This is a genomic window from Streptomyces sp. NPDC060028, assembly GCF_042736725.1.
Classification (GTDB): Bacteria; Actinomycetota; Actinomycetes; order Streptomycetales; family Streptomycetaceae; genus Streptomyces.
Genome location: NZ_JBHWVJ010000063.1, coordinates 1 through 26,591 on the forward strand (window position 1 = coordinate 1; position 26,591 = coordinate 26,591).

The 26,591-nt window shown below is 71.4% G+C and carries 24 protein-coding genes; 14 read left to right on the plus strand and 10 right to left on the minus strand.

Annotated features, from left to right (window positions below; genetic code table 11):
- Positions 1-3,107 (minus strand): BTAD domain-containing putative transcriptional regulator (locus tag ACFWBF_RS26565; protein WP_385606286.1); only part of this gene is annotated, 3,107 nt, incomplete at its 3' end.
- A gap of 131 nt (positions 3,108-3,238) precedes the next feature.
- Here ACFWBF_RS26565 and ACFWBF_RS26570 point away from each other — a divergent pair.
- On the plus strand, positions 3,239-4,483 hold the full coding sequence (locus ACFWBF_RS26570) for an amidohydrolase family protein (protein WP_385606288.1): 1,245 nt from the start codon (positions 3,239-3,241) through the stop codon (positions 4,481-4,483).
- A 72-nt stretch (positions 4,484-4,555) separates the two neighbouring features.
- Here the strand turns inward: ACFWBF_RS26570 and ACFWBF_RS26575 are convergent, their stop codons facing one another.
- Positions 4,556-5,644, minus strand: coding sequence for an alpha/beta fold hydrolase (locus ACFWBF_RS26575; RefSeq protein WP_385606289.1), 1,089 nt, complete (start codon positions 5,642-5,644; stop codon positions 4,556-4,558).
- Between the two features lie 148 nt (positions 5,645-5,792).
- On the opposite strand from ACFWBF_RS26575, the gene ACFWBF_RS26580 reads away from it, so the two are divergent.
- Entirely contained in the window at positions 5,793-6,662 is an 870-nt protein-coding gene (locus tag ACFWBF_RS26580; RefSeq protein WP_385606291.1) for a trypsin-like serine peptidase, read from the plus strand.
- Positions 6,663-6,686: 24 nt separating this feature from the next.
- Here the strand turns inward: ACFWBF_RS26580 and ACFWBF_RS26585 are convergent, their stop codons facing one another.
- Positions 6,687-7,127 (minus strand): NUDIX hydrolase, encoded by a 441-nt coding sequence (locus ACFWBF_RS26585; protein WP_385225397.1) that lies wholly within the window; start codon positions 7,125-7,127, stop codon positions 6,687-6,689.
- A 967-nt stretch (positions 7,128-8,094) separates the two neighbouring features.
- Between ACFWBF_RS26585 and ACFWBF_RS26590 the strand changes: the two genes are divergently transcribed.
- Together ACFWBF_RS26590 and ACFWBF_RS26595 are read left to right on the plus strand one after the other, a co-directional pair.
- Positions 8,095-8,757, plus strand: coding sequence for an ATP-binding protein (locus ACFWBF_RS26590; RefSeq protein WP_385606293.1), 663 nt, complete (start codon positions 8,095-8,097; stop codon positions 8,755-8,757).
- 45 nt (positions 8,758-8,802) lie between these two features.
- Positions 8,803-9,600 (plus strand): hypothetical protein, encoded by a 798-nt coding sequence (locus tag ACFWBF_RS26595; protein ID WP_385606295.1) that lies wholly within the window; start codon positions 8,803-8,805, stop codon positions 9,598-9,600.
- Here ACFWBF_RS26595 and ACFWBF_RS26600 read toward each other — a convergent pair.
- The 3 genes from ACFWBF_RS26600 to ACFWBF_RS26610 form a co-directional block, all read right to left on the minus strand.
- Positions 9,572-10,234 (minus strand): hypothetical protein, encoded by a 663-nt coding sequence (locus ACFWBF_RS26600; protein ID WP_385606296.1) that lies wholly within the window; start codon positions 10,232-10,234, stop codon positions 9,572-9,574. The two genes, ACFWBF_RS26595 and ACFWBF_RS26600, sit on opposite strands and share 29 nt — an antisense overlap.
- A 90-nt stretch (positions 10,235-10,324) precedes the next feature.
- A complete protein-coding gene (locus ACFWBF_RS26605; RefSeq protein WP_385606353.1) occupies positions 10,325-10,693 on the minus strand; it encodes a hypothetical protein in 369 nt (122 codons plus the stop codon).
- Positions 10,694-10,701: 8 nt separating this feature from the next.
- Positions 10,702-10,959: a hypothetical protein gene (locus ACFWBF_RS26610; protein ID WP_385606297.1), complete on the minus strand. Its 258-nt coding sequence runs from the start codon at positions 10,957-10,959 to the stop codon at positions 10,702-10,704.
- Between the two features lie 167 nt (positions 10,960-11,126).
- Between ACFWBF_RS26610 and ACFWBF_RS26615 the strand changes: the two genes are divergently transcribed.
- The 5 genes from ACFWBF_RS26615 (at position 11,127) to ACFWBF_RS26635 (ending at position 17,549) form a co-directional block, all read left to right on the plus strand.
- Positions 11,127-12,074, plus strand: coding sequence for an LLM class F420-dependent oxidoreductase (locus ACFWBF_RS26615; RefSeq protein ID WP_385606299.1), 948 nt, complete (start codon positions 11,127-11,129; stop codon positions 12,072-12,074).
- 18 nt (positions 12,075-12,092) lie between these two features.
- On the plus strand, positions 12,093-12,878 hold the full coding sequence (locus ACFWBF_RS26620; protein WP_385606301.1) for an SDR family NAD(P)-dependent oxidoreductase: 786 nt from the start codon (positions 12,093-12,095) through the stop codon (positions 12,876-12,878).
- Positions 12,879-12,985: 107 nt separating this feature from the next.
- Positions 12,986-14,113, plus strand: coding sequence for an LLM class flavin-dependent oxidoreductase (locus tag ACFWBF_RS26625; protein WP_385606303.1), 1,128 nt, complete (start codon positions 12,986-12,988; stop codon positions 14,111-14,113).
- A 194-nt stretch (positions 14,114-14,307) separates the two neighbouring features.
- Positions 14,308-16,047, plus strand: a complete 1,740-nt coding sequence (locus tag ACFWBF_RS26630) for an amidohydrolase family protein (RefSeq protein ID WP_385606305.1) — start codon at positions 14,308-14,310, stop codon at positions 16,045-16,047.
- Complete coding sequence (locus tag ACFWBF_RS26635) at positions 16,044-17,549, plus strand: aldehyde dehydrogenase family protein (protein ID WP_385606307.1); 1,506 nt, start codon at positions 16,044-16,046, stop codon at positions 17,547-17,549. Before ACFWBF_RS26630 ends, ACFWBF_RS26635 begins: the two co-directional genes overlap by 4 nt.
- Positions 17,550-17,620: 71 nt before the next feature.
- On the opposite strand, the gene ACFWBF_RS26640 is transcribed toward ACFWBF_RS26635, so the two are convergent.
- On the minus strand, positions 17,621-18,295 hold the full coding sequence (locus ACFWBF_RS26640; protein WP_385606309.1) for a hypothetical protein: 675 nt from the start codon (positions 18,293-18,295) through the stop codon (positions 17,621-17,623).
- 288 nt (positions 18,296-18,583) lie between these two features.
- On the opposite strand from ACFWBF_RS26640, the gene ACFWBF_RS26645 reads away from it, so the two are divergent.
- Together ACFWBF_RS26645 and ACFWBF_RS26650 are read left to right on the plus strand one after the other, a co-directional pair.
- The gene (locus tag ACFWBF_RS26645; protein ID WP_385606311.1) at positions 18,584-20,155 is read left to right on the plus strand and encodes an APC family permease; all 1,572 of its coding nucleotides are present in this window, start codon (positions 18,584-18,586) and stop codon (positions 20,153-20,155) included.
- A gap of 67 nt (positions 20,156-20,222) precedes the next feature.
- Positions 20,223-20,516, plus strand: coding sequence for a hypothetical protein (locus tag ACFWBF_RS26650; RefSeq protein WP_385606313.1), 294 nt, complete (start codon positions 20,223-20,225; stop codon positions 20,514-20,516).
- 7 nt (positions 20,517-20,523) lie between these two features.
- On the opposite strand, the gene ACFWBF_RS26655 is transcribed toward ACFWBF_RS26650, so the two are convergent.
- Together ACFWBF_RS26655 and ACFWBF_RS26660 are read right to left on the minus strand one after the other, a co-directional pair.
- Complete coding sequence (locus tag ACFWBF_RS26655) at positions 20,524-20,934, minus strand: nitroreductase/quinone reductase family protein (protein WP_385606314.1); 411 nt, start codon at positions 20,932-20,934, stop codon at positions 20,524-20,526.
- Positions 20,931-21,545, minus strand: a complete 615-nt coding sequence (locus ACFWBF_RS26660) for an NAD(P)-dependent oxidoreductase (RefSeq protein ID WP_385606316.1) — start codon at positions 21,543-21,545, stop codon at positions 20,931-20,933. The genes ACFWBF_RS26655 and ACFWBF_RS26660 overlap by 4 nt, the downstream gene beginning before the upstream one ends.
- A 58-nt stretch (positions 21,546-21,603) precedes the next feature.
- Between ACFWBF_RS26660 and ACFWBF_RS26665 the strand changes: the two genes are divergently transcribed.
- From ACFWBF_RS26665 to ACFWBF_RS26675, 3 genes are all read left to right on the plus strand, one after another.
- On the plus strand, positions 21,604-21,987 hold the full coding sequence (locus tag ACFWBF_RS26665) for a winged helix-turn-helix transcriptional regulator (RefSeq protein ID WP_385606318.1): 384 nt from the start codon (positions 21,604-21,606) through the stop codon (positions 21,985-21,987).
- 7 nt (positions 21,988-21,994) lie between these two features.
- Positions 21,995-22,792, plus strand: coding sequence for a DUF4239 domain-containing protein (locus ACFWBF_RS26670; RefSeq protein ID WP_385606320.1), 798 nt, complete (start codon positions 21,995-21,997; stop codon positions 22,790-22,792).
- 943 nt (positions 22,793-23,735) lie between these two features.
- Complete coding sequence (locus tag ACFWBF_RS26675; protein WP_385606322.1) at positions 23,736-24,668, plus strand: helix-turn-helix domain-containing protein; 933 nt, start codon at positions 23,736-23,738, stop codon at positions 24,666-24,668.
- 117 nt (positions 24,669-24,785) lie between these two features.
- Here the strand turns inward: ACFWBF_RS26675 and ACFWBF_RS26680 are convergent, their stop codons facing one another.
- The gene (locus ACFWBF_RS26680; protein WP_385606323.1) at positions 24,786-26,348 is read right to left on the minus strand and encodes an ice-binding family protein; all 1,563 of its coding nucleotides are present in this window, start codon (positions 26,346-26,348) and stop codon (positions 24,786-24,788) included.
- Between the last annotated feature and the right edge of the window lie 243 nt (positions 26,349-26,591).

The following is a 26,591-nucleotide window of genomic DNA, read 5'->3' on the forward strand; positions in this document are numbered from 1 at the left end:
CGCCAGCACACCCGCGCCCGGTCCCGCTGGCCCAGACGCCGCAGCGCCTTGCCCAGCACCGTCAGCACCGTGGCCCGGCGCCATTCGCCGCCGATGCCCCGCAGCGCGATGGCCTGCTCGGCGTGTGAGGCGGCCAACGTCGGCCGTCGCGCAGCCAGATGGGCCTCGGCGAGCCGGAAGTGCGTCACGCCCTCCCACAGCGGCTGGCGGTTCTCGTGGAACAGCGACAGGGCCTCGGTGAGCTGCGCCAGCGCCTCGCCGAGGCGGCCCGCCTGGGTGAGCGCGATGCCGAGCGCGTAGCGGCCGTTGGCCAGGCGCAGGGTCAGGCCCATCCGGTCGTAGATGGCGATGCCCTGCTGGGCGAGCTGTATGGCGCTGGTGAGCCGGCCCAGCTCCACGTGGATCCGGGAGAGGTTGCACAGCGCGCTGGCCTCGCCGACGTTGTTGCCGTCGGCCCGGAAGTTTTCGATGGCTTCCAGCAGGTACCGCTCGCCGTCGGCGTGCCGGCCTTCGTACAGGGCGATGATCCCGCGGTCGTTGGGCGCCCAGCAGCTGGGCAGCGGGTCGCCGGCGGTACGGGCGAGCAGGGTGGCCCGGCGGGCCTCGTCGTCGGCCTCGGCGAAGCGGCCGGCCACCAGGTGGACGTTGGTCAGGGTGGTACGGGCCCGGCCCTCGGCGCGCGGGTCCTCCGCGGCGTGCGCGGCGTCGCGCAGGGCCGTCGCGGCCGATTCGTACTGCTTGGAGTTGGCCCCCGACTCGGCGAGGTCCTTGGCCGCCCACAGCAGGTCGACGGCCCGGCGCAGCACCTGCGTCCCGCCACCCGACGCCTTGTCGCCGGCGCGTACGGAGGCCTGCCGGACGCACGCGAGCAGCGGGTCGGCCTCGGCGTACAGCCAGTCCTGGGCGGCGCGCGGGTCGGCGAATGCCAGCCCGGGGTAGTGGGTGGCGGACAGGTGCGCGACGAGGCGGTCACCGGGGCGCTCCAGCCCGTACACGCCGGAGGCGGTGGCCAGGTAGAAGTCCAGCAGCCGGTCGAGGGCGGCGTCGCGCCGGCTCGGCGGCTGTTCGTCGCGCTCGGCGCAGGCACGCGCGTAGAGCCGTACGAGGTCGTGGAAGCGGTAGCGGCCGGGTGCGGCGGATTCGAGGAGGGAGCAGTCGACCAAAGCCTCGAGGAGGTCCTCGGTGTCGTGCTCGGGCAGGTCGATGACGGCGGCGGCCGCGGCCAGGGAGACGTCGGGGCCGTCGGCGAGTCCGAGCAGGCGGAACGCGCGCTGCTGGGCGGGCTCCAGCTGGCCGTAGCCGAGCTCGAAGGTGGCCTTGACGGCGAGGTCGCCGGTCTGGAGCTCGTCGAGGCGGCGGCGTTCGTCGGCGAGTTTGGCGGCGAGGACGGAGACGGTCCAGGTGCGACGGGCGGCCAGGCGCGAGGCGGCGATGCGGATGGCGAGGGGCAGGAAGCCGCAGGCGCCGACGACGTCGAGGGCGGCCTGGCGCTCGGCGCCCACCCGCTCGGCGCCGACGATGCGGGTGAACAGCTGGAGGGCCTCCTCGGGGCTCATCACGTCGAGGTCGACGAGATGGGCTCCGGCGAGGCCCGCCATCCGGACCCGGCTGGTGACGAGGGCGGCGCAGCCCGCGGTGCCGGGCAGCAGCGGGCGGACCTGGGCGGCGTCGCGGGCGTTGTCGAGCAGGACCAGGACGCGGCGGCCGTCGAGCGTGGAGCGGTAGAGCGCGGCCCGTTCGGCGGGGGAGTCGGGGATCGCGGTGTCGGGGGTGCCGAGCGCGCGCAGGAAGGAGCCGAGGACGGCGACGGGCTCGGCGGGGCGCGGCTCGGTGCCCTGGAGGTCGACGTAGAGCTGTCCGTCGGGGAAGTGCGGGCGGGCGGCGTGCGCGACGTGCACGGCGAGGGTGGTCTTGCCGACGCCGCCGATGCCGGCGAGCGCGGAGACGGCCATGACCTGGCCGTCGGCGCCGGCGAGGATCTCGCCCAGTTCGGCCACGAAGCTGGAGCGGCCCGTGAAGTCGGGGACGGTGGCGGGCAATTGGGCGGGCCTTACCTGGATGGGGGCGGCGGCGGGCGCCGGGGCCTCGGCGTGGGCGAGTTCGGCGTCGGCACGCAGGATGCGCTGCTGCAGGGTGGAGAGTTCGGGGCGCGGGTCGACGCCCAGCTCGTCGGCGAGGAGCCGGCGGGTGTCGGCGTACACGGCGAGGGCCTCGGCCTGGCGGCCGCTGCGGTAGAGGGCGAGCATCAGCAGCTCGCGCAGCCGTTCGCGCAGCGGGTGGGCGGCGGTGAGGGCGGTGAGCTCGGAGACGGCCTCGGCGTGGTGGCCGAGCTCCAGGTCCAGGTCGAGGCGGGTCTCCAGGAGCTGTAGCCGCCACTCATCGAGGCGGGTGCGCTCGGTCTCGGCGTGCGGGCCGGGGACCCCGGCGAGGGGTTCGCCGTCCCAGACGTCGAGGGCGCGGGCGAGCAGCGTACGGGCGAGCGCGCGGTCGCCGGCGGTGCGGGCCTGTTCGGCGTCGGAGGCGAGGCTGCGGGCGATGCCGAGGTCGAGGGCCTCGATGTGGCGCAGCCGGATGGCGTATCCGCCGGACTCGCTGACGAGCAGCCCCGGGTCGAGGACCTTGCGCAGCCGGGAGGCGTACGTACGGATGGTGGCCAGCGCCTGTTGCGGCGGGTCCTCGCCCCAGATCGCGTCGATGAGTTCGGGTGCGGTGGCGGTACGGCCGTCGCGGAGCAGGAGTACGGCGAGCAGCGCGCGCTGCTGGGGGGTGCCGGGCGGCAGGAGCTCGGCGCCGCGCCAGGCGCGGATGGGGCCGAGGACGGCGAACCGGGAGCTTCCGGGGGCGTGTTCGGGGGCGGTCGCGGCGCGGTCGGCGGCGGGCGCGGACTTCTCGGGGGCTTCGCGCGCCTCGGGGGCCTGAGGCGCATCGGGGCCCTGGGGAGCCTCGGAGACCTGTGAGACCTGGGAGACCTCGGGGACGGATTCCGCGAGTGCCCCGGCGGGGGTCGCGGCGGCAGTGGCGCTCCGGGCTGTGGCCTGGGGCTCTTGGTTGCTCCGGGCCGCCTCGGGGTGCTTCCGCTGGTGCGGGATGGCCGGTATGCCGTCCATCTGGTGTCCCCCCTGCCTTCCGTAGGTGTAAGGGCCAGTCTGCCCTGTGTTGCTCGTACCCGTCAGCCCGTGGCGGATCGATCCCCTCCCAACTAGCTGACGGTTCGTCAGATTGACGCTACCGTGAGGACATGGAGACCTTCCCCAAGATCATCTCGGTGGACGACCACACGGTTGAGCCCCCCCACGTCTGGCGGGACCGGCTCCCGTCCAAGTACCACGACGTCGGCCCCCGCGTCGTCCGCGCCCCCCTGAAGGAAATGACCTTCCTCGGCGGCAGGTTCGCCCCCGTCATGGGCGCCAAGGGCGACGACGGCCCGATCGGCGACTGGTGGATCTACGAAGACCTGCACCGGCCGCTCACCCGCCTCGACACCTCCGTCGGGTACGACCGCGACGAGATCAAACTGGAAGTCATCACCTACGAGCAGATGCGCCCGGGGTCCTTCTCGGTTCCCGAACGCCTCGCGGACATGGACGTCAACCACGTCCAGTCGGCGCTCTGCTTCCCGACCTTCCCGCGCTTCTGCGGCCAGACCTTCACCGAGGCCAAGGACCGCGAGCTCGGCCTGCTGGGCGTACGGGCGTACAACGACTGGATGGTGGAGGAGTGGTGCGGCCCCGACGCGCGCGGCCGGCTCATCCCGCTCACCCTGATCCCGCTCTGGGACGCCCGCCTGGCCGCGGCCGAGGTCCGCCGCAACGCGGCGCGCGGTGTACGCGCGGTCGCCTTCTCGGAGATACCGCCGCACCTGGGCCTGCCGTCCATCCACACGGACGAGTGGGACCCCTTCCTGGAGGCGTGCAACGAGACCGGCACGGTCATCGCCATGCACATCGGCTCCTCGTCGAAGATGCCGTCCACCTCGGCGGACGCCCCGCCGGCCGTCGGCTCCACCATCACCTTCGCCAACTGCTGCTTCTCGATGGTCGACTGGCTGATGAGCGGCAAGTTCGAGCGCTTCCCCAACCTGCGGATCATGTACGCGGAGGGCCAGATCGGCTGGATCCCGTACATCCTGGAACGCGCGAACGTGGTCTGGGAGGAGAACCGCGGCTGGGGCGGCGTCGCCGACAAGGTGCTGCGCCCGCCGTCGGAGCTGTTCGCGGAGCACGTCTTCGGCTGCTTCTTCGACGACGCGTTCGGCCTGCGGAACCTCGACGCCATCGGCGTGGGCAACGTCCTGTACGAAACGGACTACCCGCACTCGGACTCGACGTGGCCCAAGTCCCGCGAGGTCGGGGAGTCCCAGATGGGCCACCTCGCCCCGGACGTGGTGGACCGCATCGTCCGCGGCAACGCGATCGACCTCCTCGGCCTGACCCCCGAGGGCCTGTGGCCGGGCCCGGGCTCGGGTTCGGGCTCGGGGGCCTGAGCGCCTGTGGACACGCAACCGCCCCGGGAGCGCGCGAGGCGCGGTCCCGGGGCGGTTGCGTGCGCTCCCGGACTACGGGGCGCTGCGCGCCGCCCGCCCGGCGCCCGCGACCGCCGGACGGACGTGGGTCAGGAGGAGCTCCAGGAAGCGCTCCGGGCGGCGGAACGAGGCGAAGTGGCTCGCCCCCTCGATCACCGCGAAGTGCTTGACCGGGGCCTCCACCTCCTCGAAGAAGGCCCGGGCGGACGCCGTCGGGGTGAGGACGTCCAACTCGCCCTGGAAGATGAAGAAGGGGATCTGGAAACGGGTCCCGTCGGCCCGGTCGTCGAGACCGGCCGTCCCCTCCGTCACCCGCTCCGAGAAGGACTGCCCGCGGAAGAAGTCCCGCAGATCGCGCAGCGAGTGCAGCGGCGAGAGCCACATCGAACCCAGCACCACCTTCTTGATGGTGTCGAGCGTCAGCGGGTCGCTCTGCGCGGACAGCTTCGCGTACGTCGCCCGCTGCGCCGGCGTCCAGGCGTGCGCGTCCGGGCCGATCGCCTCGACCTGCGCGAGCCGCTTCGTACTGCCGGCCGCGCGCAGCCGCTCCAGCAGGCCCTCGTGGGCGGTGGTGTCACGGCCGCCGGACTGGATGTTCTGGTCGGTGCCGACGTAGGCGGAGTACAGCTCGGGGTGGTTGCGGGCCAGGCGCAGCCCGAAGACGCTGCCGTAGGAGTTGGCCACCAGGACGACGCGGTCCGTGCGCAGCCGCTCGATGGCGTGGCGGGTGACCTCCAGGGCGTCCTCGTAGAGCCGGTCGAAGGTGGTCTCGCCCTGGCCCTGCGGGCCACCGCGGCCGAAGGTCTTGCCGGCGCCGCGCATGTCCCAGCGGACGATCGTGAAGTGCCGCTCCCAGGCGCGGGTCCGGGTGGTGTGGATGGAGTTGGGGGCGCCGGGGCCGCCGTGGATCTCGACGATGACGGGGTTGGTCCGGTCCTCGCCGCGGACCGAGATCCACTGGTCGATGCCGCCGATGCGCACGAAGCCCTGCTCGTCGATGCCGGCGGGGGAAGCGATGTGCAGCGCCGCGGCGCCCCGGGCGCGGCGTACGGCGCGGTGGGCGAGGAGGCCGGCGGGCGCGGCGGCGAGGGCAGCGGCGGTGACGAGTGCGGCGGCAAGCATTGTGTCCCCCATAAACTGTTTCCGGTGTATGCAGAGGAGTGTGCGGTGCGGCGCCGGCACTGTCAATACCCTTGGGCGGGCAGCACCTTGCGGCGGGAGTGGCGGCAAGGCATGCTTCGCCAGAGCAAAGTCGGGAGGGGTGCCTGTGGTGGACAAGCGGACCGTGGTGACAGCGGTGTTGTGTGCAGTGGCGGCGCTGGGCGCGTCCGCGGTCATGACGCAGGTGGTGCCCGCCTCGGACGGCGGGAGCGCCGCGCGGGTGAAGTCGGCGCCGCCGGTGACGTCGTCGACCTCCCGGCCGTCGCAATCGCAAGCGGGGAAGCAGCCGCAGCTGTCCACCCCGCAGAGCCCCCGCCCGAAGGGCTCGGCGCCCGAGGAGGGTGGGGTCGCGCGCATCGCCGGAGCGCTGTTCGAAGGCACCGTTGAGGGCGACCACTTCTGCACGGCGACGGTCGTGCACAGCCCCGGGCGGAACCTCATCGTCACCGCCGGGCACTGCCTGCTCGCCGGCCGGAGCGGCGGCGACGGCGCGATCTTCGCACCCGCGTACGCCGACGGGCGGGCCCCGTACGGCACCTGGAAGATCGAGGAGGTCTACGAGGACCCCCGCTGGGCGGACGACACCGACGACGACTACGACCTCGCCTTCGCCCGCCTCGCCCCGGACGCCACGGGCCGCAACATCGAGGACGTCACCGGCGCGGCCGCCCTGGACACCACGGGCCGCTCGGGCGAGGAGGTCACGGTCACCGGCTACCCGGCGGACCGCAAGGTCCCGCGCACCTGCACGGGCATCGCGGTCCGCACGAGCGTGACGGAACAGCGCTTCGACTGCGCGGACTTCCCGGGCGGCACGAGCGGCAGCGCGTGGATCGCCAAGGACGGCCGGATCATCGGCATCCTGACGGGCGGCGACACGGACGACGTCTCGACGAGCACCGTCCTGAACGAGTACGCGGCAACCCTGTACGGCCGGGCGACCACGACCACGGGCGCGACCACGGGCGCGAAGCCCTGAGCCACCCTTGAGACGGCCGGGCAGTTAGCGGAGCAGGCCCAGGTGCACCGGCTCGGCGGGAATGTCGGCGAGGAGTTCCGCCAGGCGCGGGGGCCACAGGGGCTCGCCGAGGGTGGCGAGCGCCTGCTGCGGGAGCCAGCGCCAGTGCGCGTCGGGGGACTCGGTGACGGGCTCGCGGTGGGGCCCGTCGGTGACGTAGATGTGCTCGTGCTGGCGTACCGGGACGCCCTGGTACGTGAAGTCGTGCTCCCACGTGCACAGCAGCCGCCGCGGCTCGAGATCGGTCCAACCGGTCTCCTCGCGCAACTCCCGCCGCACACACTCCTCGGGACTCTCCCCGGGATCGATCCCCCCGCCGGGCGGCAGCCAGTGGATGCCGACCTCGACGTTGTCCTCGCGGAAGAGGAACACGGCCCCGTCGGGGGACCGGACGACAATTCGTGCTGCCTGACGCGGAGTTCTCATCGAGCCAGCGTACGACGACGGGCCGTACCGGGACCGGGCCGTGCCGGGACCGGGCTTGAACGGGGGCGTTGACAGGGTTTGGGGGTTTCCCGTCAGTCTCATCGTCTCTCCGCGTCGGCCCGGCCTGTCAAGGGCGCTCCCTACGGTCGCGTCGCTGCGCGATGGCCTTCGGCCACCCTTGACAGACCGGCCCGCCACGGAAATACGAAGACTGTCGGGAAACCCCCAAAAGGACGGGCCGGGAGCGGACTTCCCACTTTCCCGGACTTGGTTGCGGGACGGGGGGAGGGTCGAGCGAAAGGCGGCCCAACCTGCCCCGAATGGTGGCTGGATGACCGCGTCGGGGGGTCAGGCGCGTCAGACCGCCAGGCGCTCCACTTGCTCAGCGGCTGCAGGCCGTCTGTGGCTGGACATAAGCCGCCAACGATCGCTACACGCTCCTACCGGACGGCGACTGCGGGCTGAATGGGGCTTGATGGGCACTTGATAGGCATCTGGTGGAGTCTGATGGAGTCTGAGGTTGATGGATCCGTCCTCACACTCCACCTGGGCCCTCTCCCACCTCCGGATCGGCCCACAGGTCACAGCAGCACCAGACGGCCGTCGGTCGCGGTCGGTGAGGAGGGTGTCGGGAGTGTGGGCTGCTTATGTCCGGCCACGGACGGCCTGCGGACGCTGAGCAAGTGGAGCGCCTGATGGTCTGATGCGCCTGGCCTCCCGGCAGGATCATCCAGCCGTCGTTCGGGGCAGGTTGGGGTGGCCTTTCGTCGAGGCGGCCTTCCGTCCCGCAAGGGGGTACGGGGAGGAGGTCGGATCGGTCCGGTCCCCGGCCACGTCCTTTTGGGGGTTTCCCGACAGTCTTCGTGTTTCCGTGGCGGGTCGGTCTGTCAAGGGTGGCCGAAGGCCATCGCGTAGCGACGCGACCGTAGGGAGCGCCCTTGACAGGCCGGGCCGACGCGGAGAGACGATGAGACTGACGGGAAACCCCCAAACCCTGTCAACGCCCCCGTTCAAGCCCGGTCAGGCCCTCCTCACCCCCGCCCTACCCCCCTCACCCCGCCGCCTCTCCGCCGTCAACCTCCACGAGACGCCTGGTCGGCGCGCAGCGCCGGTTCGCCGCCAAGGCCGCCTCCCGCAAGCCCGCCTCCCGCTCGCCGTCCAGCGCGCGGCGGCCGAGATCGGCCTGGCCGTCGCCGCCGCCGAACTGGCCGCGGCCGCACCGGAGGCCGACGACGCGGGCCTCACCGTCGTACGCACCCTCGCGCCGCTGACGGTGACCGGTGACGCGACGCTGCTCGGCCACCTCGTGCGCAATCTGCTCGCCAATGCCGTACGTCACAACCGTGCGGGCGGCCGCATCGCCCTGGTGACCACCGCCGACGGGGAACTGACGGTGTCCAACACCGGCCCGGTGATGGCTCCGCAGGACGTTCCGCGTCTCCTGGAGCCCTTCCGCCGCCGCGCCGAGCGGCAGCACACCGCAGGTGAGGGCGCCGGGTTGGGGCTTTCCATCGTCGCCTCGATCGCCCGCGCGCACGGCGCCGGGCTGCTCGCCGAGGCCAATCCGGAACCGGAGGGCGGCCTCACACTTCGGGTCCGCTTCCCCGTGGCGGAAGCCCCCGGGCCCTGAGTCCGCCCCGGAGCGGAAGATCGGCGGTGTAGTACGGTCGGGCCAATGAGCAAGCACGCCCGAGCCCGTTCCCGTTCCCGGCGCCCGCGTTCGCGTCCGCTGGCCATTGGTGCCACCCTCGGCCTGCTGACCTTCGTCGCGGGCTGGGCGTACGCCGTGTACGAGACGCCCGGTGCGGACCCCCGGCAGTCGCTGGCGGCCGACGACCGGGCGGCCGCCCCGGAGCGCGCGGCGCGCGGGGTGCAGCGCGAGGCCCTCCAGGGTCTGCCCGGCCTGAGCGAGCAGACGCGGGCGCGGATACCCGCGGATTCCCGCCAGCTCGTCCTGGTCACCGGCGAGGCGAAAGACTCCTCGCGCTCCACCGTCGCCCTCTACACGCGCCCGGCGCCGGGTGCGGACTGGGTCAAGGGCGACAGCTGGCCCGCGCGCAACGGTGCGAAGGGCTGGTCCACGGAGCGCACGTACGGGGATCTGACGTCCCCGCAGGGCGTGTTCGCGCTGACCGACGCGGGCGGGCTGCTGGCGAAGCCGCCGGGCACGAGGTTCCCGTACGACCGCAGTGGTTCCTTCGTCGCGTCGGGCCGGGGTGTCGAGGGGGAGTCGCTGGCGGGTTCCTTCGACTACGTCGTCGCGATCGACTTCAACCGCAAGCCAGGAACCTCGCCGCTGGACCCGACCAAGCCCGACGGAGAGCGCAAGGGCGGCAACATCTGGCTCCACGTGGACCACGAAGGCCCCTCGCAGGGCTGCGTGGGCATCCCGAAGGAGGCCATGAAGAAGGTGCTGGAGACCCTCGACCCGGCCGCGAAGCCGGTCATCGCGATGGGTCCGGCAGGCTTCTGAGGGTCCGCTCCGGCGGCGCCGCCGCCGTAGCCCGCCGGCCGTGCAGCAGCAGGCCGGTGTAGGCGAGGTCGAAGACGCTGCACAGGATGCCCAGGCCGAGGATGAACGGCGCGTCCTCGATCACCCCGAAGAGGATCGTCGGGGCGAGCGTCCCCAGCCATTTGGCGACGGCGATGACGAGCGACTGGCCGCGGGGGCCGCGCCGGGCGGCGTAGAGGGCGATGAACAGCCCGGACATCAGCAGGTTCTGCAGGAAGGCCGAGTACCGGGTCGCGTCGTGGGTGCCGAAGTGTGCGAGGAAGAGCCACTGCACGGCGAAGGCACTGCCGAAGACGAGCACGCTCCAGGCGGCGAACAGCGGCCGGGTCACGAGCTCCGGGAGCTCCGCGCGCCCGAAGCGCAGGTAGGTGTAGACGATGACGAGGTCGGCGACGGCCCACACCACGTTGACGACGCCCTGCGCGGACACCCCGCCGAGGAACTCGTTCACGGCGTAGGTCGACTCCCACGCGAAGTTCAGCGCGAGCGCCGCGACCGGCATCGCGTAGGTACGGTCCCGCAGCCCGACCCGGATCGCCTCGACGTACACCACGGTCCACGCGACCCCGCTGACCAGGGTCAGAAACAGATCCACGCGATCTCCCGCCGCTCGCACCACCCGGAGCGCCGCACCCTAGCCACTCCGGTGCCCGCCGGGAATGGGAACGAACGGGACCGGCGTGCTTCAGGGTGTGAGGTCCAGGACGCGAACGGGTTCGCCCTCCCACCGCTTGGGGTCCGTGGTGGCGACGATCGCCCCGTCGGGCCGATCGGCGGTGGGCTGGGCGCTGTGCAGGCAGTGGGCCACGGCCCAGGTCTCGTGCCGGGCAACCGCCAAGGCTCCCGGCAGGTCCAGATCGAGCACGATGATGCCGGGCAGGGCGGCGAGGTGCTCTGCGGTGCCGGGGCGGGTCCGGTCGGCCTCGACCAGCGCGCACGCGGGGGCGTACAGGAACCAGCCCGCCTCGGCGTGCGCGCGGTGGATGAGGCGGGAGGCCAGGACGTTGCCCTGACCGGCGGCGGTCGTGGCGGTTTCGTCCAGCACGATGTGCATCGGATCGGTCACCGGGGCCTCGCCTCGCGCAGACGCCGGTCCAGTTCGCTGTCCAGCTCCTGCTGCTCCGCGGCCGTCGGCGCGTAGCCGTTCCAGGCACGCAGTGCGGCGCGGGCGCGTTCGGCGCGTTCGGCGCGTTCGGCGGGGGTCAGCAGGGTTTCGGCGAGACGGGCCAGGTAGGCGCGCAGCGACAGACCCTCGGATGCCGCTATGGCGGCGAGTCTGTCCTTGGCTTCCTCGGGGATACGGATGTTGGCATCGGCCATCGTCGTGCTCCTTCCCATACCCCCAGGGTACGGGTACGCACCCGTACCCGCCACCTCCGGTTCGATGCGGCACCCCCGCACCCCTTGCCTGACGGACCGTCAGCTACGACGATGGCCCCCGGCGTCGGTATGACGAATCGGCAGACGAGGACGAGGCGGGGACGGCCATGGCGCGCGTGTTTCCGGAAGGTCGGCTGGTCTACGGGATGCAGCTCCCGATCCAGTCGCAGAGCACCATCTACGCCGAACCCTGGGAGGCATCGGCCGGCGCGGCCGATCTCGCCGAGGTGGCGCGGGCCGCCGACCGGGCGGGCTTCGGGTACGTCGCCACCTGCGACCACGTGGCCATCCCGCGCCGGCTCGCCGGCCCCATGAGCACCGTCTGGTACGACCCGGTCGCCACCCTGGCCTTCCTGGCCGGCATCACCGAGCGCGTGCGGCTGCTGAGTCACGTCGCGATCCTGGGCCTGCGCCACCCGCTGCTCAGCGCCAAGCAGTACGCCACCGTCGACCACCTGTGCGGCGGCCGGCTGATCCTCGGCGTCGGCGCCGGGCACGTCCAGGAGGAGTTCGAGGTCCTCGGCGCGGACTTCGAGCGCCGCGGGGCCGTCCTCGACGAGACCCTGGACGCGCTGCGCGCGGCCCTCGGGCCCGAGGAGTACCCGCAGTTCGAGGGCGAGCGGTTCTCCTTCAAGGACCTCGGCCAGTTGCCCCGGCCCACCCAGGAGCGGATCCCCGTCTGGGTCGGCGGCTCCTCGCCGGCCGCCCTGCGCCGGGCCGCCGTGCGCGGCGACGGCTGGCTCCCGCAGGGCGACCCGCGCGACAAGCTCCCGGCGCAGATCGCCCGTATCAAGGAGCTCCGCGCGGCCGCCGGTGTCGAGGGCCCCGTCGAGTTCGGCGCGATCACCGAGGCGCTGTACGTGGGCGTGCCCGGCTGGGACACCGGCCGTCGGGCCCTCACGGGCAAGGCGGAGGCGCTGGCGGAGTCCCTGCGCGCGTACAAGGCGCTCGGCGTGGACCAGATCCAGGTCCGCTTCCGCAGCCGCGACCGCGCCGAACTCGTCGATCAGATCACCGCGTTCGGGGCCGATGTGGCCCCGCTCCTCAATGACTAGCGACTGGGAGTCGTGACCATGGGCAAGCTGGACGGGCGCGTCGTCATCATCACCGGGGCGGCGCGCGGCCAGGGCGAGCAGGAGGCCCGCCTCTTCGCCGCCGAGGGCGCCAAGGTCCTCCTCGGCGACGTGCTGGACGAGCAGGGCTCGGCGGTGGCCAAGGAGATAGGCGAGGACCGGGCCCGGTACGTGCGGATGGACGTGAGCCGGGAGGAGGACTGGGCGGCCGCCGTCGCGACGGCCAAGGAGGCCTTCGGCCGGGTCGACGGCCTGGTCAACAACGCGGGCATCCTGCGCTTCAACGAGCTCACCGCGACCCCGCTGGAGGAGTTCCGCCAGGTGATCGAGGTCAACCAGGTCGGGGCCTTCCTCGGCATCAAGGCCGTGGCCCCCGAGATCGAGGCGGCCGGCGGCGGCACGATCGTCAACACCTCCTCGTACACGGGCCTGACGGGCATGGCGTACGTCGGCGCGTACGCCGCGACCAAGGCGGCCATCCTCGGGCTGACCCGGGTGGCCGCGCTGGAGCTGGCGGCCAAGGGGATCCGGGTCAACGCGATGTGCCCGGGCGCGGTGGACACGCCGATGGCCAACCCGGGCCTGCTGGATCCGGCGAACATGACCGACGAGGCCAGGGACGCGATGGCCGAGCTCTACAAGAAGGTCGTGCCGATGGGGCGGGTCGGGCAGCCGCAGGAGATCGCGCGGCTCGCGCTCTTCCTGACCGGCGAGGACTCCTCGTACATCACCGGCCAGCCGTTCGTCATCGACGGCGGCTGGATGGCGGGCGTCAGCATCGTGTAGCCACCTATCTGATGGAGCGTCAGGTATTGACGCTCCCGCCCTCGCGATGGAACAGTCGTGACATCGAATCTGACGCAACGTCAGAAACCAAAGGACGGTGAACCCCCTTGGAATTCGGGCTCTTTGTGCAGGGATACGTGCCTGAGGCGCGATCCAAGGTCGACCCCGAGGCAGAGCACAAGGCGCTGATCGAGGAGACCGAGTACGTCATCCAGGCCGACAAGTCCGGCTTCAAGTACGCCTGGGCCTCCGAGCACCACTTCCTGGAGGAGTACTCGCACCTGTCGGCGAACGAGGTGTTCCTCGGGTACCTCGCCCACGCCACCGAGCGCATCCACCTCGGCTCCGGCATCTTCAACCCGCTCGCCCCGGTGAACCACCCGGTCAAGGTGGCCGAGAAGGTCACCATGCTCGACCACCTCTCCAAGGGCCGCTTCGAGTTCGGCACCGGCCGCGGCGCCGGCAGCCACGAGATCCTCGGATTCCTCCCCGGCATCGAGGACATGAACGGCACCAAGGAGATCTGGGAGGAGACCATCGCGGAGTTCCCCAAGATGTTCCTCCAGGAGGAGTACGAGGGGTTCCAGGGCAAGCACTGGTCGCTGCCGCCGCGCAAGATCTTCCCCAAGCCGTACGGGAAGGCGCACCCGGCCATGTGGTACGCCGCCGGCTCGCCCGCCTCGTACGCGATGGCGGCCAAGAAGGGCCTCGGCGTGCTGGGCTTCAGCGTGCAGAAGGTCTCCGACATGGCGTGGGTGCTGGACCAGTACAAGACGGCCGTCCAGGAGGCCAAGGCCATCGGCGCCTTCGTCAACGACAACGTCATGGTCACCTCGACCGCGATCTGTGCCGAGACCCATGACAAGGCCGTCGAGATCGCCGTCAACGCGAACATGAACCGCTTCCAGTCGCTGGTCTTCCGCTACCACGACACCTTCCCGCGGCCCGAGGCCATCCCGCAGTGGCCCGAGATACTGCCCGAGTACAACGCGGAGATCATCGAGCTGCTGATCGCCGAGGAGCTGCTGATCTGCGGCGACCCGGACGAGGTCCGCGCGCAGTGCAAGCGCTGGGAGGAGGCCGGCGCCGACCAGCTGTCCTTCGGCCTGCCGACCGGGGTGTCCCCCGAGGACACCATGACCACGATCAAGCTCATCGGCGAGCACGTGATCCCGCACATCGACACGGACCCGGTCCACCGCACCACGCGCTTCCGCGAGGCCGCGGGCTCCTGAGGACGGGGGCGGCGTCTTCCCGGACCGCCGCCCCGAACCGGCCCCGGCCGGAGGTCAAGGCCGCGGCCGGCCGGCGACCCCCGACCGGGGCCCTCGGGGGCCCTGGACGAGGGCGGTCGCCCGGCACAAAACAGCCCCGCCGGCGTTTGAGGCGCGGGGTCTGGGGCGGAGCCCCAGGACACGGAAGGGACGTCATGCTCGACCACCTGATCAAGGGCGCCACCGTCGTGGACGGCACCGGCGCCCCCGCCCGCGTCGCGGACATCGGCATACGCGACGGCCGGATCGCCGCCATCGCGGACCCCGGCACCGTCACCGAGGAATCGCGCACCACCGAGGACGCGACCGGCCTCGTCCTGACCCCCGGCTTCGTCGACCCGCACACCCACTACGACGCCCAGCTCTTCTGGGACCCGTACGCCACCCCCTCCATGAACCACGGCGTGACCACCATCGCCGGCGGCAACTGCGGTTTCACCCTGGCCCCCCTCAACCCGGCCCGCCCCGAGGACGCCGACTACACGCGCCGCATGATGAGCAAGGTCGAGGGCATGGCCCTCAAGGCACTCGAAGAGGGCGTCGACTGGACCTGGTCCACCTTCGGCGAGTACCTCGACGCACTCGAAGGCCGGATAGCGGTCAACGCCGGCTTCATGGTCGGCCACTGCGCCCTGCGCCGGCACGTGATGGGCGAGGACGCCGTCGGCGGCCGGCCCACCGCCGAGCAGATGCGGCAGATGACCGACCTCCTCCACGACGCCATGAACTCCGGCGCCTGGGGCCTGTCCACCACCCGGTCCTCCACCCACTCCGACGGCGCCGGCGCCCCCGTCGCCTCCCGGCACGCCGAGCCGCAGGAGCTCCTCGCGCTGTGCGAGGCCGTCGCCGCACACGAGGGCACCCAGCTCGAAGCCATCGTCGCGGGCTGCCTCGACCAGTTCTCCGACGAGGAGATCGACCTCTTCGTCGACATGAGCGCCGCCGCCGGCCGCCCCCTGAACTGGAACGTCCTGACCATCGACGCCTCCGTCCCCGAACGCGTCCCGCGCCAGCTCGTCCCGAGCGAGCGCGCCCGCAAGGCCGGCGGCCGGATCGTGGCGCTGACGATGCCGATCCTGACCCCCATGAACATGTCGCTCGGCACCTTCTGCGCGCTCAACCTCATCCCCGGCTGGGGCGAGATCCTCGGCCTGCCCGTCCCGGAGCGGATCGAGAAGCTGCGCGACCCGGACGTACGGGCCGAGATGCTGCGCCGCGCCGACAGCAAGGAGGCCGGGGTCTTCCGGCGCCTGGCCGACTTCGGGCGCTACGTCATCGGTGACACGTACAGCAAGGAGAACGAGGGCCTGTCGGGGCGCGTCGTCAACGACATCGCGGCCGAACGCGGCCAGGACGCCTTCCGGTGCCTGGTGGAGATCTGCGCCAACGACGAGCTGCGTACGGTGCTGTGGCCCATGCCGACCGACAACGACCCGGCGAGCTGGGCCCTGCGCGCCGAGACCTGGCAGCACGAGGACGTCATGCTCGGCGGCTCCGACGCGGGCGCGCACCTGGACCGCATGTGCGGGGCCCCGTACACGACCCGGTTCCTCGGGGACTGCCTGCGCGGCCGCAAGCTGCTGCCGCTGGAGCAGGCCGTACGGATGCTCACCGACGACCCGGCGCAGCTGTTCGGGCTGCGGGAGCGCGGCCGGATCGCCGAGGGGTACCACGCGGACCTGGTCCTCTTCGACCCGGAACGGATCGAGGCCGGCCCGGCGACCCTCGTGCACGACCTGCCCGGCGACAGCCCGCGGCTGGACGCGCGGGCCATCGGCATCGTCTCGGTACGGGTCAACGGCGTCGAGACCATCCGCGACGACGAGGTGACGGGGGCGATCCCGGGCATCGTGCTCCGCTCCGGCAGGGACACGAGGACGGTGAGCACCCGATGAGCGGGAACGGGCCGCAGCGCCTCTACATCGGCGGCGAGTGGGTCGAGCCCGCGGGCGGCCACTACGAGGTGGTCAACCCGGCGGACGAATCCGTCGTCGGTCTCGCCCCCGAGGCCTCGCCCGGCCAGGTCGAGGAGGCGGCGTGCGCCGCGGCCGCGGCCTTCGGGAGCTGGTCCCGCACCCGGCCCGAGGAGCGCGCCGCGATCCTGGACCGGGCCGCCGACATCATCCAGCGGGAGTACGAGCCCTGGTCGGCGCTGGCGCAGGCCGAGACGGGCGCGCCCACCGCGATCGCCCGCGGCATGCAGGTCGGCGTCGGGGTGGCCCGCTTCCGGCGGTACGCGAAGGGCGCCTTGGAGCCGGTCGAGCGGGGCCTGCCCCCGCAGGTCACCGACGCCGGGCCGATGGGCGCGGCGAGCGTGCTGGGCGCGCTGGAGGTGCGCCAGCCGGTCGGGGTCGTCACCTGCATCACCTCGTACAACAACCCGTGGGCGAACCCGGCGGGCAAGGTGGCCCCGGCCCTGGCCATGGGCAACACGGTGGTGGTCAAACCGGCCCCGCAGGACCCGCTGTCGGTGTTCAAGATGGCCGAGGCCCTCGCGGAGGCGGGGGTCCCGGCGGGTGTGGTGAACGTGGTGAACGGCCGGTCGGTGGAGGTCGGCGAGGCCGCCGTGGACTCCCCGTACGTGGACATGGTGTCCTTCACCGGTTCCACGGGCGTCGGCCAGCGCATCGCGGAGGTCTGCGGGCGGACCATGAAGCGGCAGCTGATGGAGCTGGGCGGCAAGGGCGCGGCGATCGTCTTCGAGGACGTGGACGACGCGGGCCTCTCCGCGGCGGTGACGGGGATCGGCACCACCTTCTCCTTCTACTCGGGGCAGATCTGTACGGCCCCGACCCGGGTGATCGCCCACCGGGCGGTCTACGACCGGCTGATCGAGAAGCTGACCGGCTACCTGGGCTTCATGAAGGTCGGCGACCCGGCGCAGCGCGGCACGGTGGTCGGCCCGGTGATCTCGGCGGTGCACCGCGACCGGGTGGAGTCGTACGTCGAGCTGGGCCGCAAGGAGGGCGCGCGCCTCGCGTACGGCGGTGAGCGGCCGGTGGTCGGCGAGGGCGGCCGGGCGGGCAAGGGCTTCTACGTGGCGCCGACCCTGCTGGTGGACTGTACGAGCGACATGCGGGTGGTCCGCGAGGAGATCTTCGGCCCTGTCGTCGTGGTCGTCCCCTTCGACGGGGCCGGTGATGATGCGGAGGAGGAGGCGGTCCGGCTCGCGAACGACAGCGACTTCGGCCTGATCAGCTACGTGTGGTCCGGGGATCCGGCCCGCGCCTTCCGGGTCGCGCGCCGGCTGCGGTCGGGCGGGGTCGGCGTCAACACCATCGGCCGGAACATGGAGGCGCCGTTCGGCGGCTTCAAGCGGTCGGGGGTCGGGCGGGACGTCGGCTCGTACGCCCTGCACGCGTACAGCGAGGTGCAGTCGATCGTCTGGACGGGCTGAGGAACAAGGGGGCAGGGGGGTGGGGGCTGCAAGCCGCCCGCACTTCCCGCCCCACCCCCCTGCCCCTCGCCTCAGTCCTTGAAGTAGTCGGTGAGCACGCAGCCGCTGACGAGCGCCTTCTCCTTCACGTACCCGCTGGGCGGGGCGAAGTTGGGGTTGCAGTTCAGGATGAACAGCCCGCCCGGCTTGGTCATGGCGGTGATGGCGTTACGGCTCGTGGCGATGACCGCGAAGTCCTGGCCGACGGCGAAGCCGCCGTTGATGCCCTTCTTCGGGTCCGCCGCGAGTTCCGCGTCGATCGACGCCTTGTAGGCGGCCTGGAAGGCCTTGGGGTCCTTGAGCATGAAGATGCGGGTGCCCTTGCCGCAGTCGCCTCGTTCGGTGACGGACCACTTGGCGTCGTACTGGGCGTCGTCGTCCCAGTACTCGTAGTCGTTCTTGTCCGTGGCGACCGAGGTGCACTTCGTGTACCCGTTGACGTAGCGGGCGGCCGCGGCCATGGTCGCCGCCTTGGGCAGCTGCTGGAAGGCGGTCCCGTTCTTGGGGGCGTTTCCGTTGACCCCGCCGTTCTTGGTGGGGTTGTCCAGGGTGCCTTCGTTCGGGCCCCCGTCGCCTTCGCCGGTGCCACCGACGACGGAATCCCCGCCGATGCCCCCGATCGCCTGGTCTGCGCCGCTTCCGCAGGCGGTGAGGGGGAGGAGGGCCGTGACGGCAATGACAGTGGTGAGCAGTGACTTGATACGCACGGCCGGGACTCTAGGGCGATGATCATGTCCACGGCAAACCGGGGGAGGGGTGGGTGACTGCGGTCACACGGGAAAGTTCAAAAAGCCGCAAATCGGACAAGGCTGCGGTTTCCGTATGACGGAACCTCATGTCCGGCGCCTGTTGAATCATGGATAGATGCCTGAGTGAACCTTGTATTACGAGCTCGTGAACGGCGCATCCCTGGGGATTCCAAGGGGTTTGGGCCTGTGCACTTCCGGACTTAAGTCCTCCAGATGTGGAAACCGCAGCATCTAACGTCCTGACACATGACACAGCTGGACGTTCGGCCTCAGGTCACAGACACGGCAGGCGGTGGCGCCGAGGGCGCCGGCGACGTGCGCGGCAAGGGCCTCGGCAAGGGCTCGGTCGGCCTGCTGGGAAGCGCCGTCATCGGCATCTCGACCGTCGCGCCCGTCTACTGCCTGACCTCCACCCTCGGCTCCACCGCGGGTGAAGTCGGCGTCCAGATGCCGGCGATCTTCCTCGCCGGCTTCCTCCCGATGCTCCTGGTGGCCTTCGCGTACCGCGAGCTCAACAAGGTCATGCCGGACTGCGGCACCTCCTTCACCTGGACCGTCAAGGCCTTCGGCCCGCGGATCGGCTGGATGTGCGGCTGGGGCCTGGTGATCGCCACGATCATCGTGCTCTCCAACCTCGCCGGCGTCGCGACGTCCTACTTCTGGCTGCTGGCCGGGGAGATCACGAGCAACCCCTCGATCGCGGCCCTGGACGACGACAAACTCGTCCACATCGCCACCTGCCTCACCCTCATCGCCGCCGCGACCGCCATCAGCTACCGCGGCATGACGGCCACCAAGGGCATCCAGTACGGCCTGGTCGGCCTCCAGCTCGCCGTCCTCGGCATCTTCGTCGCCATGGCCTTCCAGAAGGGCTCCGCCGGCACCTTCGACACCGGCCTGGACTTCTCCTGGTCCTGGATGAACCCCTTCGCGGTCGAGTCCATGGCGGCCTTCACCGCCGGACTCTCGCTGTCGATCTTCATGTACTGGGGCTGGGACGCCTGCCTCGCCACCAACGAGGAGACCACCGGCTCCGCCAAGACCCCCGGCCGCGCCTCGCTCATCGCGATGATCGTCCTCGTCGGCTCGTACCTCGCCACCGGCATCGCCGCCCAGATGGCCGTCGGCTCCGGCGGCGCGGGTCTCGGCCTCGGCAACGAGGAGACCTCCGACAACGTCTTCGCCGCCCTCGCCGGCCCCGTCATGGGCCCGGTGCTCGGCATCCTGCTCTTCGTCGCCGTCCTGGCGTCCGCCGCCGCCTCCCTGCAGACCACCTTCATCCCGGTGGCCCGCACGGTCCTCGCCATGTCGACGTACCAGGCCCTGCCGCCCGCCTACGCCAAGGTCCACCCGCGCTTCAAGACCCCCGGCCGCGCCACGGTCGTCGCGGGCGTCGCCACCGGCGTGTTCTACACGGTGATGACCCTGGTCAGCGAGAACGTCCTGACCGACACGATCTTCGCCCTCGGTCTGATGATCTGCTTCTACTACTCCCTCACGGCCTTCGCCTGTGCCTGGTACTTCCGCCGCGAACTGCGCCGCTCCGCCCGCGACCTGTTCTTCAAGGGCGTCTTCCCGGTCCTGGGCGGCCTCCTCCTGGCCGCGGTCTTCTGCAAAACCCTCTACGACGCCTGGGACCCCTCCTACGGCTCCGGCTCGCACATCCCCGGCCTCGGCGTCGGCAACGTCTTCGTCATCGGCGTCGGCCTCCTGGCCCTCGGCCTGGTCGTCATGTTCCTCACCGAACGCCGCACCCCGGCCTTCTTCCGCGGCCAGACCCTGACGAAGTCCACCCCGTCCCTGGTGGTCGAGGACTGACCCTCCCGGCTCACTCCAAAGTGGGGGTGCGCGGTGACCCCGGGGTGGGCGGGTCGTTGGGTGGGGCATGAACGCCATGAAGCGCAGCCTTGCCGCCCTGGTGCTTTCCGGGGGCGCCGCACTCGCACTGACTCCCGGCCTCGCGCACGCCGCCGACGAGCAGCCCGCCCAGGGGCAGCCGATCGTCGAGCGCGCCGCCGACATCGTCGACCACCCCGCGCAGACCGTCCAGGACGCGAAGACGGCCGTCGCCGTCACCGCGGCCGCCGCCGGGTCCGCCTCGAAGGCGACCGACTCCTCCCTCGCGGGCGCCGGCAGCGCCCTGTCCGCCGGTCTGCCGAAGACCCCGAAGGTCGGCTGAGCCGCCCTCAGCCCGTACGGGTCACCAGCACCAGCGGGATCTCCCGGTCCGTGGCCGCCCGGTACGCCGCGTACGAGGGCATCGCCGCGACCACCGCCGGCCACAGCCGCTCCGCCTCGGCCGCGCTCGCGCGCCGCGCCGCCGCCGGGAAGGTCTCCGTACCGACCTGGAGGGTCACCGCCGGGTCGGCCGCCAGGTTCAGGTACCAGGCCGGGTGCCGGTCGGCCCCCGCGTTCGACGCCGTCAGCACGTACGCGTCCCCGTCCGGTACGTAGGCCAGCGCCGTCCGGCGGTGCAGACCGGACGTCCGCCCCCGGGTCGTCAGCAGCAGGTCGCGGATCCCCGGGCGCGGCACCCCGCCGGTCTCCTCGAAGCGGCGGATGTGCTCGGCGACCCAGGGGTTCGGGCTGTCGCTCACGCCGCCGACACCCCCGCGTGCGCGCCGTGCACCGTCGGGTCCAGGGCCTCGTCCAGCACCGCCCGCGCGAAGTCCGCGTGCGAGATCCGCCCGGCGGCGTCGGCAGGAGCGAACGCGTAGCCCCCGACGGCCTCCCCGACGGCGAAGTCCCCGGCCGGGCTCAGCACCGCCCAGTCCAGCCCGCCCGGCGCCGCCGCCCGCAGCGCCTCGGTACCGGCGCCGTGGCCGACGTAGAACTCCCGCCACTCCTGCGGATACCCCGGGGTGTCCATCAGCAACGCCCCCGACCCGGTGGGCAGCACGGAAGCCAGCCCGACGGACACCAGCCGCCGCACCCCCGCCTCGGACAGCCCCACCGCCAGCGCCCGCGCCGCCGCCGGGAAGAACTCCCCGGGCGCCGCCTGCGGGTCGTACACCGCCGCCACGGCCACGTCGTGCCCCGCCGCCAGCCGCGCCACGTCCACCGCCGAGGTCACCTCCCCGTCGGCCCGCCCCGCCACGGTCACCTCGTGACCCCGGGCCCGCGCCTCCGCGACCACGGCCCGCCCCACGCGCCCGCGGCCGCCGAACACGATGATGCGGCCGCCTGTTTCCTGCTCGTTCGTCGTCATGGGGCGAGCGTAGGAGGAGGGCTGGTTACCGATCGGATACCGGCTTACCGTGGGGATCATGATTCAGCAGCAGCCCCTGGACCCGGAGATGTTCGACCCCGTCTGCCCCTCGCCCCTGGTCCCGTTCCGGATCGGCGACAAGTGGGCGACCCTGATCCTGCGCTGCCTCCAGGACGGCCCGCGCCGCTTCTCCGAACTGAAGGTCCCGCTCCCCGGGATCACCTCCAAGTCCCTGACGCAGTCCCTGCGCGGCCTGGAACGCGACGGCTTCGTCAGCCGCACCGAACACGACGGCCCCGAACGCCGCGTCGAGTACGCCCTCACCCCGCTCGGCCGCGGCCTGCTCGGCCCGCTGGACGCGGCCTGCGAGTGGACGCGCGAACACTGGGACGAACTCCTCGACGCCCAGGAGGCGGGTCTGTCCGACCGAGGTGCTCGTTGAGCAGGGCATGATTCTTTGGCTGCTCAACCACCTCAGCACCTTCGTCATCGCCGTCCTCCTCGTCGGCGGCCTCATCTTCCTCGCCGTGACCGGCAGCGTCGCCGCCCGCCGCCGCTACCCGCACCTCGCCAAGGGCGAGCACAACGAGATGGTCGGCGTCGCACTCGGCATGTTCGGTGCGATCTACGGCATCATCCTCGCCTTCGTCGTCGTCACGCTGTGGACGCAGTTGGAGAACACCCAGAACATCGTCGCCACCGAGGCCACCGACCTGGCCCTCGTCGTGCGCAGCGCGCAGACCTTCCCGCCCGGCGACCGCGCGCGGGTGGAACAGGCGGTCGGCGCGTACTCGCACGCCGTGGTCGAGGTGCAGTGGCCGCTGATGCGCGACGGCCACCCGAGCTACGAGGCCACCGCGCCCCAGACGCAAGCCCTGTACACCGCCCTCCAGTCGTACGAGCCGACCGGCACCCGCGCCGAGACCTTCTACGCCGAAGCCGTCAGCCACCTCAACGACGTCGCCGCGCAGCGCCGGGCGCGCGTGTCGATGGCCGAGACCTCGCTGCCGCTGCTCCTGCAAGTCCTCGTGTACGGAGGCGCGTTCGTCATCCTCCCGCTCACGTTCCTGTTCGGGCTGCGCAGCCTGAAGATGCAACTGCTGTTCGTGTCGGCGGTGGCCGGGCTGATCGGCTTCAGCCTGCTGCTCGTCGTGGCGCTGGACCGCCCGTTCGCCGGGGACCTGAGCGTCAGCCCGGAACCGTACAAGGAGTCGGCCCTGTCGCAGTTCTGGGCCGCCGGCTCCTGAGGGCTCAGCCCCAGGTACGGGAGCAGAGCACCAGCCGGTAGCCGTCAGCTCGAAGTGCCAGCCGCCCCCGACGGGCCCGACCATCACCAGGTCGTGCTCGCCGGACACCCGCACCTGAGTTTTCCATTCCTCGAAATTCCCGCGGTTCCGGATCGAGAAATCCGCTAGGGATATTCGCCCGCTCGGCGAGGCAGCCAGTTCCGGGCTTCGACGGACTCGGCGGCCTTGTGGACGCGATCAGCAGGTCCTGATAGTCGCGCCAGGAGAATCACCCGGCACCTGGGCGCGGGGATGGCATCTGACCTGCAGAAACGGATGCCAAAGACGTCGGTCGGGGCTGTCGCGTCCGATCTTTCCGAGCCTTGCCGACTCCACTGGGGCTCCCGTCGGGCGGGAGGAATCCCTTGTGCCGGTGGCTGGAATCCGGCGCGGGGGGTCACAACGGCCCCGGCACATTCACCCGCCGGGGCCGCCCTTCCGGGCCGCGCACGTGAGGGTGCGATGACCCATCTATCAGGCTACTCCCCGTGGCGAACTTTCGGCCAGGGACAGGACTGTGGGGGCGGTTGTGGTGCGGGGGCGGGGCTGAAGCGCGGTCGCCGACGCGCGCGAGGTCAGTGGCCGCGGCCACCTCCAGGGTGTCAATTCCCATGTGGGTCGAGATCGGTTTCTTACCTCCGGCATATTACGCAGAAATCTGCATCGGAGTGCGGTCGATTCGGGGCGATTTTCGATTGTCCCGGTCGCCTCGAGAAAGCGTCCGAATTCTGGTTAATTTGAATCGGAAAATATGGCCGGTCGGGTGAGGGTGATGCGAATTCGGCCTTCTTTGCCCGGGCGTGAATTCACCGTGCACAATGCTGAGTCGAGGCGTATCGGGCAGCCCCTGGCGTGGGAGCCTGTTCGCCAGTGCAAGATTCCTTGGAGCGGAGGTACGCGTCCCGTGGGCGTCACTGTGAATCCCACCGTCAGCAGACGCCGGCTGGGGTCGGAGCTGCGCCGGCTTCGGGAGATCAGCGGAATGACGACACAGCAGGTGGCGGAACGCCTGCTGATCTCCCAGCCCAAGATCAGCCTGCTGGAGAACGGCCGCCGCCTCATCAAGCCGCGCGACGTGCGCGATCTTTGCGCGCTGTACGGGGTCCAGGATCAGCGGCGTGTCGACCACCTGATGCAGCTGTCCAAGGAATCGGGTCAGCAGGGCTGGTGGAATTCTTACGGCGACGTCCCGTACGGCGCCTACATCGGCCTGGAGGCCGAGGCGGCCGCGATCCGTTTTTACGAGCCCATGGTGATCCCCGGCCTGCTGCAGACTCCCGCCTACGCACACGCTGTCATCGCAGGAACGATCCCTCACGCCACTGCCGAACAGGCCGCCACACGCCTCCAGGTGCGGCTGCGGCGCCAGAGCCGGTTGGGTGCCCGGCACAACCCGCCGCGCTTATGGGCCGTAGTGGACGAATCGGCGCTGCGACGCGTCGTGGGCAGCCGCGAGATCATGCGCGAACAGCTGGACCGTCTGAGCCACCTCAGTGCGCAGCCGCACGTCACCCTGCAGGTCCTCCCTCACGATGCGGGCGCGCACCCGGGGGTCTCGGGACAGTTCGCGCTGCTCGAATTCGACGACGCCACCGATGCGAGCGTGGTGTATCTGGAGAGGTTCACCAGCGACCTCTATCTGGAGAAACGATCCGACGTACGGCTCTACAGCGACATGTATGCGCACTTGCAGGCCCGGGCGCTGGGCCCGGAACGTACGCGGCGTTTCATCGACGAAGTCGTCACGACGTACGGCCGCACGGAAGCCCGGCCTGACCTCCGTCGGCCAGGGCGGGGAGTTCAGCGCGTACAGGCACCCCGTCCCCCGACGACCTGAAGGCGAGTCCGGCAGTCGCCTCACTGAGCCCCTGGACGACGAGTCCAGGGGCTCAGCCGCCGAACGGCTGACAGGGCGTTCCGTGTGGGACCGAGCTCCGGCCCCGGCCGCGAGGGGCTAGTCCTGTCGAGTCGCCGTACGCCGGACTCTCTTCATGGTGAAGAGGACCGAGCCTGCGAGGAATGCGAGCGCGGCTGCGGAGGCGGCCATGATGCCGGGCCCGCTGCTTGCGTCGTTCGCGGCGAGCGCGGGCGACGCTCCCTGCGGCTGCTGGCGGGTGGCGGCGCTCACGTGGGCGAAGTTGACGCTCTTGGCCGTGTGACCGGCACCCAGGGGGCCCATGACACCGTCGAAGTTGCCCGGCAGGAGGCCGGCCCACGGAGGCTTGCCGTGGTCGTCGTGGCCGTGGCCGGGTCCCCCGTCGTCGGGCCCGTCGTGGCCGTGGCCAGGTCCGCCGTCGTCCTCGTCCCCGTCGTCGTGGCCGGGTCCGCCCTCGTCGTGGTCGTGGTCGTGATCGTGGTGGCCGTGGCCGTGTTCGCCGCGGTCACCCTTTTCGCCCTTGTCCCCGCGCGGCCCCTTGGGCCCTGCGGGTCCGGCAGGTCCGGCAGGCCCAGCGGGTCCGGCGGGTCCGGGGGAGCCGGTCGGGCCGGGAGCGCCGGGGGCGCCGGGAGCGCCGGGGGCACCGGGGGCGCCGGGGGCACCGGGGGAGCCGGTCGGGCCGGGAGCGCCGGGGGCACCGGGAGCACCGGGAGCACCGGGGGAGCCGGTCGGCCCGGGAGCACCGGGAGCACCGGGAGCACCGGGAGCGCCGGGAGCGCCGGGGGCACCGGTCGGGCCAGGGGCACCAGTCGGGCCAGGGCTGCCAGTGGGGCCGGGCGAGCCGGTCGGGCCGGGCGAACCCGTGGGGCCGGGCGAACCCGTCGGTCCGGGAGGCCCGGGCGGGCCAACGGCGCAAGCCGCCCTCGTAATGGTGTTGTTGTCCAGCGTGACCGCGCCGTTCCGCGCGAGGGCGCGGCCTTCGATTACGGCGCTGTTGTTCAGCGTGATGGACGTCAGGGCCAGGATGTTGCCCTTGAACTGTGAGGTCGTGTCGATGGTGGCGGAGCTGCCCACCTGCCAGAACACGTTGCAGGCATTCGCTCCGTTGATGAAGGCCACGACGCTCGCCGGAGCCGTGATCAGCGTCGAAGGGATCTGGAAGATGAAGACGGCGTCGGGGTTGTTCTGGCCGTCGAGAGTGACCGTTCCGGTGATGTTCAGCGTCGACGAGGCCGTGTAGACGCCGGGCGCCAGCGTTTGTCCGCCGATGTCGGCCGAAGTGGCGGTGCCGGGTCCACGGCTGGCCGCATCGTTGTAGGCGACGACGAGGTCGGACTTCGCCTGAGCGGCGGCGGCGTCGGTGATGTGCTGTGTTCCGTTGACGATTCCGGGCGGAAAGCCGGTCACCGCCGTGCCCGGATGGAGCCCCAGGTCTCCGTTGATGATGGTGTTGTTCGTGTTGGTGATCGTGGAACCGGCCAGCACCGCGTAGTTGGTGGCGGTCCCCAGCCCCACAGGGGCTTCCGCGGCCTGAGCGGAGTACGGGACCAGAGTGGCCACCGCGAAGAGCACGGTGGGGAGCAGGAAGATGGCTCCCCGTTTGAGCAGTTTGCGTTGGGACGGTCTGTCGGGTGGATCCAACCGAATGGCATCCAATGCCATAGCAGGACCTTTCTGTTCCTTCGAGCCTCAGTCCTCCCGAAGGAGAACCCCGAGCGCCCATGACGGTCACTGGCCAGGGCGGAGGACCCCCACCTGCGATCCCTCGTACACGCTCACCCTGGGCGGGGGCCGCCGAGCGACTCCCTGCCAGAGGTAGTGATACGCCGTTACCCGGCAGTACTCCCGCATATTTCAGAGCAATAGGCCGTATATCGGAAAAAT

Excerpts from the sequence above, each read along its gene's own strand:
- ACFWBF_RS26595 (WP_385606295.1), top strand. The coding sequence starts at position 8,803 with ATGAGCAAGCACGCCCGAGCCCGTTCCCGTTCCCGGCGCCCGCGTTCG.
- ACFWBF_RS26660 (WP_385606316.1), bottom strand. The coding sequence starts at position 21,545 with ATGACGACGAACGAGCAGGAAACAGGCGGCCGCATCATCGTGTTCGGC.
- ACFWBF_RS26590 (WP_385606293.1), top strand. The coding sequence starts at position 8,095 with ATGAGACTGACGGGAAACCCCCAAACCCTGTCAACGCCCCCGTTCAAG.
- ACFWBF_RS26585 (WP_385225397.1), bottom strand. The coding sequence starts at position 7,127 with ATGAGAACTCCGCGTCAGGCAGCACGAATTGTCGTCCGGTCCCCCGAC.
- ACFWBF_RS26615 (WP_385606299.1), top strand. The coding sequence starts at position 11,127 with ATGGCGCGCGTGTTTCCGGAAGGTCGGCTGGTCTACGGGATGCAGCTC.
- ACFWBF_RS26575 (WP_385606289.1), bottom strand. The coding sequence starts at position 5,644 with ATGCTTGCCGCCGCACTCGTCACCGCCGCTGCCCTCGCCGCCGCGCCC.
- ACFWBF_RS26620 (WP_385606301.1), top strand. The coding sequence starts at position 12,093 with ATGGGCAAGCTGGACGGGCGCGTCGTCATCATCACCGGGGCGGCGCGC.
- ACFWBF_RS26650 (WP_385606313.1), top strand. The coding sequence starts at position 20,223 with ATGAACGCCATGAAGCGCAGCCTTGCCGCCCTGGTGCTTTCCGGGGGC.
- ACFWBF_RS26570 (WP_385606288.1), top strand. The coding sequence starts at position 3,239 with ATGGAGACCTTCCCCAAGATCATCTCGGTGGACGACCACACGGTTGAG.
- ACFWBF_RS26610 (WP_385606297.1), bottom strand. The coding sequence starts at position 10,959 with ATGGCCGATGCCAACATCCGTATCCCCGAGGAAGCCAAGGACAGACTC.
- ACFWBF_RS26605 (WP_385606353.1), bottom strand. The coding sequence starts at position 10,693 with ATGCACATCGTGCTGGACGAAACCGCCACGACCGCCGCCGGTCAGGGC.
- ACFWBF_RS26645 (WP_385606311.1), top strand. The coding sequence starts at position 18,584 with ATGACACAGCTGGACGTTCGGCCTCAGGTCACAGACACGGCAGGCGGT.
- ACFWBF_RS26635 (WP_385606307.1), top strand. The coding sequence starts at position 16,044 with ATGAGCGGGAACGGGCCGCAGCGCCTCTACATCGGCGGCGAGTGGGTC.
- ACFWBF_RS26665 (WP_385606318.1), top strand. The coding sequence starts at position 21,604 with ATGATTCAGCAGCAGCCCCTGGACCCGGAGATGTTCGACCCCGTCTGC.
- ACFWBF_RS26670 (WP_385606320.1), top strand. The coding sequence starts at position 21,995 with ATGATTCTTTGGCTGCTCAACCACCTCAGCACCTTCGTCATCGCCGTC.
- ACFWBF_RS26630 (WP_385606305.1), top strand. The coding sequence starts at position 14,308 with ATGCTCGACCACCTGATCAAGGGCGCCACCGTCGTGGACGGCACCGGC.